Genomic DNA, 3,611 nt, shown 5'->3' on the forward strand with positions numbered 1-3,611 from the left:
GCGCGAGCACCCGGGCCTGGTGATGGAGCCCCTCCTCGCCGGAGGCATCGACCCGGGGGAGTAGCGCGGTCGCGCGGTCTCCGTTCCTGTCAGCCCGGTCCGACCGCCGAATCCTCCAGTCTCGCCCTGTCTGGGCCACCGTTCCAACGGCCCGGACAGGGGGCGGATCCCGGATCCGCTTCACAGATCACCGATCTCCAGGGCGCCGCTCACGCTCCGAGAGACCTTTGACACAGTAGGAAAGGTATGCGGCGACCGGCCGTTGCACGAGAAGGCCCGACGAGTGGACCAGGGGACCCCTGTGCCCGTCGACTTCCGATGATCCCATCATTCACGAACGCGCCCCCGCGCCGGGCGCGAGGTCTTCCGAGGAGTCAGCCTGACCAGCCCCGACAGCGCTCAGACCCACGCTCAGAACGGCACGCGGGACGGCACGCGGAACGGCGCCCCGACCGCTTCCGGGCGCTCGCGCTCTCCCCGCACCGCAGCACTGGTCGCGATGACCGGGGCCGTGCTCGCGCTGAGCGGGCCCGGCCAGACCGCCGGGATGTCCGTGTTCGTCGACCCGATCATCGGCGACCTGGAGGTCTCCCGGTCGGCCGTGTCCACGGCCTACATGGTCGGCACGCTCGCCGGTGCGGTGGCCCTGCCCTGGATCGGCCGCGCCGTCGACCGCTTCGGGGTCCGCGTGGTCCTGTCCGCGGTCGCCGCGGCCTTCGCCGTCTTCCTCGTCGTGCTGGCGGCCGCCCAGGGCCTGATCGGCCTTACGGTCGGCTTCGTCGGCGCGCGCGCCATGGGTCAAGGCGGGATGACCATGATCGCCACCACGGCCGTCGCCATCGGCGTCACCCGCAACCGCGGGACGGCCGTGGGCGTGACGACCGCCGTGGGCACGGCCGGGATCTCGCTGTTCCCGCTGGCCACCGAGCGCCTGATCGCCGCCGTGGGGTGGCGGGAGGCCTTCGTGGCCGAGGCGGTGCTGATCGCGGTGGTCGTCCTGCCGATCGCGCTGTGGGGCCTGCGCGGCCTTGGGGGCTCCCGCGGTACCGACGCCGCCGACCGGCGCGAGGGCGGCGCCGAGGACGCCTGGCCGCTGCGCGCGATCATGCGCACCTCGATGTTCTGGGTGATCAGCGGCGCCGTGGCCGTCAGCGGGCTGGTCACCACCGCGGTCTTCTTCCACCAGGTGTCCGTCCTGGGGGAGCAGGGGCTCACCCCCGTCGAGGCCGCGGCGAACTTCCTGCCGCAGACCCTGGCCGGGCTGCTGGCCTCGCTGGCCTTCGCCTCGGCGACCGACCGCTTCCCGCCCAAGCTGCTGATCGGCGGATCCATGGCCGTGACGGCCGCGACGCTGGTGCTGCTCCCGCTGGTGGGGCCCGGATGGTCGGCGATGGCCTACGGGGCCTCGCTGGGGGCCGCGGCCGCCGGTGCCCGCGCCGTGGAAGCGGCGGCCTTCCCGTTCTACTACGGGACGGCGAGCCTGGGGACGCTGCGCGGCGTCACCCAGTCCATCGCGGTGGGTTCGACGGCGGTGGGGCCGCTGCTGCTGTCGGCGGGGCACGACGCCTTCGGCTCCTACGCCCCGGTGGTGCTGATGCTGGCCGCGCTGCCCGCGCTCGTCGGGCTCGCGGCCCCCTTCGCCCGGACCCCGTCCCGGACGCCCTCCCGGGCCCGCCGACCGCGGGTGTGAGCGCACTCTCAGGCGTTCCGGCGGGAATCTTCCGTAACGTGAGGGTAGAGTCGTGGTGGTGATGCGCCCTTAGTGCTTCTCTGTGGCGCGAGTGACTTTCCGTCCCGTATCTCCGGCAATGTCGCCGGTGCGCGGCGTTCGGCCGCGGACGGGGCGACCCCGTGATCTGGGCCCGCCGACCGCAGGCGCGCCCTCCGGGGCACCCACGACCCACCCGCCCGAAGCGGCCCCGCGGGCCGCCCTGCCCGGATTGGCCTGATGAACCTGCTGACGACGCTCACGCGCCGACGCCCGTCCCTTCCGCCGCTGCGCACCCTGAGGACCGAGGTGCTCGCCGGACTGGTGGTGGCCCTCGCCCTGATCCCCGAGGCGATCTCCTTCTCGATCATCGCCGGGGTCGACCCCAGTATCGGCCTGTACGCCTCGTTCACCATGGCCGTGGTGATCTCCATCGTCGGCGGCCGCAAAGCCATGATCTCCGCCGCGACCGGAGCCATGGCCCTGGTCGTTGCCCCGCTGTCGATCAACCACGGGCTGGGATACCTGATCGCCGCGGTCGTGCTCGGCGGGGTGTTCCAGGTGGTGCTGGGCTCCCTGGGGGTGGCCCGGCTGATGCGCTTCGTGCCGCGCTCGGTGATGGTCGGCTTCGTCAACGCCCTGGCCATCCTCATCTTCCTGGCCCAGGTCCCCGAGCTGCAGGACGTCCCCTGGATGGTCTATCCGCTCGTGGCGGCGGCCCTGGTGATCATGGTGCTGTTCCCCCGCCTGACCAAGGTCGTCCCCGCCCCGCTGGTGTCGATCATCGCGCTCACCGCGCTGACCATCGGCGCGGGGCTGGCGGTGCCCACCGTCGGGGACAAGGGCGCGCTGCCCTCCTCGCTGCCGGTCCCGGGCATCCCCGACGTGCCGTTCACGCTGGACACGCTGACCCTGATCGCCCCCTACGCCTTCGCCTTCGCGCTGGTCGGGCTGATGGAGTCGCTGATGACGGCCAAGCTGGTCGACGACATCACCGACACCCACTCCAACAAGACGCGCGAGTCGATCGGCCAGGGCGTCGCCAACATCGTCACCGGCTTCTTCGGCGGCATGGGCGGCTGCGCGATGATCGGCCAGACCATGATCAACGTCAAGACCGCCGGCGCCCGCACCCGGATCTCGACCTTCCTGGCCGGGGTGTTCCTGATGGTGCTGTGCATCGCCTTCGGCCCGTGGGTCTCCCAGATCCCCATGGCCGCCCTGGTCGCCGTGATGATCATCGTGTCGGTCTCCACCTTCGACTGGCACTCGGTGGCCCCCGCCACCCTCAAGCGCATGCCGGTCGCCGAGACCGTCGTCATGGCGGTCACCGTGGTCGTCGTGGTGGCCACGCACAACCTGGCCATCGGCGTGGTGACCGGCTCGGTCGTGGCCTTCATCGCCTTCGCCCGCCGGGTGGCCCACCTGGTCGACGTCTCCTCGGTCGCCGACCCCGACGGCGGGCAGATCGTCTACGTGGTCAAGGGCGAGCTGTTCTTCGCCTCCAGCAACGACCTGGTGTACCAGTTCGACTACGCGGGCGACCCCGAGCACGTGGTCGTCGACCTGACACGCGCCCACATCTGGGACGCCTCCACGGTGGCGGCCCTGGACGCGATCGCCACCAAGTACGCGGCCAAGGGCAAGACGCTGGAGATCGTGGGACTGAACAAGCACAGCGCCGCCCTGCACGACCGGCTGACCGGCGAACTGGCGGGCAGCCACTGACGGGGAGCCGGGGCCCGCTGTTCAACCCTTCCGGGTCCCGTTCGCCTCCTGCGGCCTCGGTAACCCGCTGAGCGACGTGCGCGCAAGCCGCGGCGAAACCATCGAGCCGGCCGCACCCGCCGAGCCCCCCGGGTGCGGCCGGGCACGTCCGCGGATCCGTCCCGGCCCCGCTCGT

Annotated in this window: 2 protein-coding genes; both read left to right on the top strand. The window is 72.1% G+C overall.

What is annotated here, in order from left to right; genetic code table 11:
* The first annotated feature begins 499 nt into the window (after positions 1-499).
* A complete protein-coding gene (locus D476_RS0131515) occupies positions 500-1,690 on the top strand; it encodes an MFS transporter (protein ID WP_017627846.1) in 1,191 nt (396 codons plus the stop codon).
* Between the two features lie 258 nt (positions 1,691-1,948).
* Positions 1,949-3,436 (top strand): SulP family inorganic anion transporter, encoded by a 1,488-nt coding sequence (locus D476_RS0131520; RefSeq protein ID WP_017627847.1) that lies wholly within the window; start codon positions 1,949-1,951, stop codon positions 3,434-3,436.
* Positions 3,437-3,611 lie beyond the last annotated feature (175 nt).

The organism is Nocardiopsis chromatogenes YIM 90109, from assembly GCF_000341185.1.
Lineage (GTDB): Bacteria > Actinomycetota > Actinomycetes > Streptosporangiales > Streptosporangiaceae > Nocardiopsis_A > Nocardiopsis_A chromatogenes.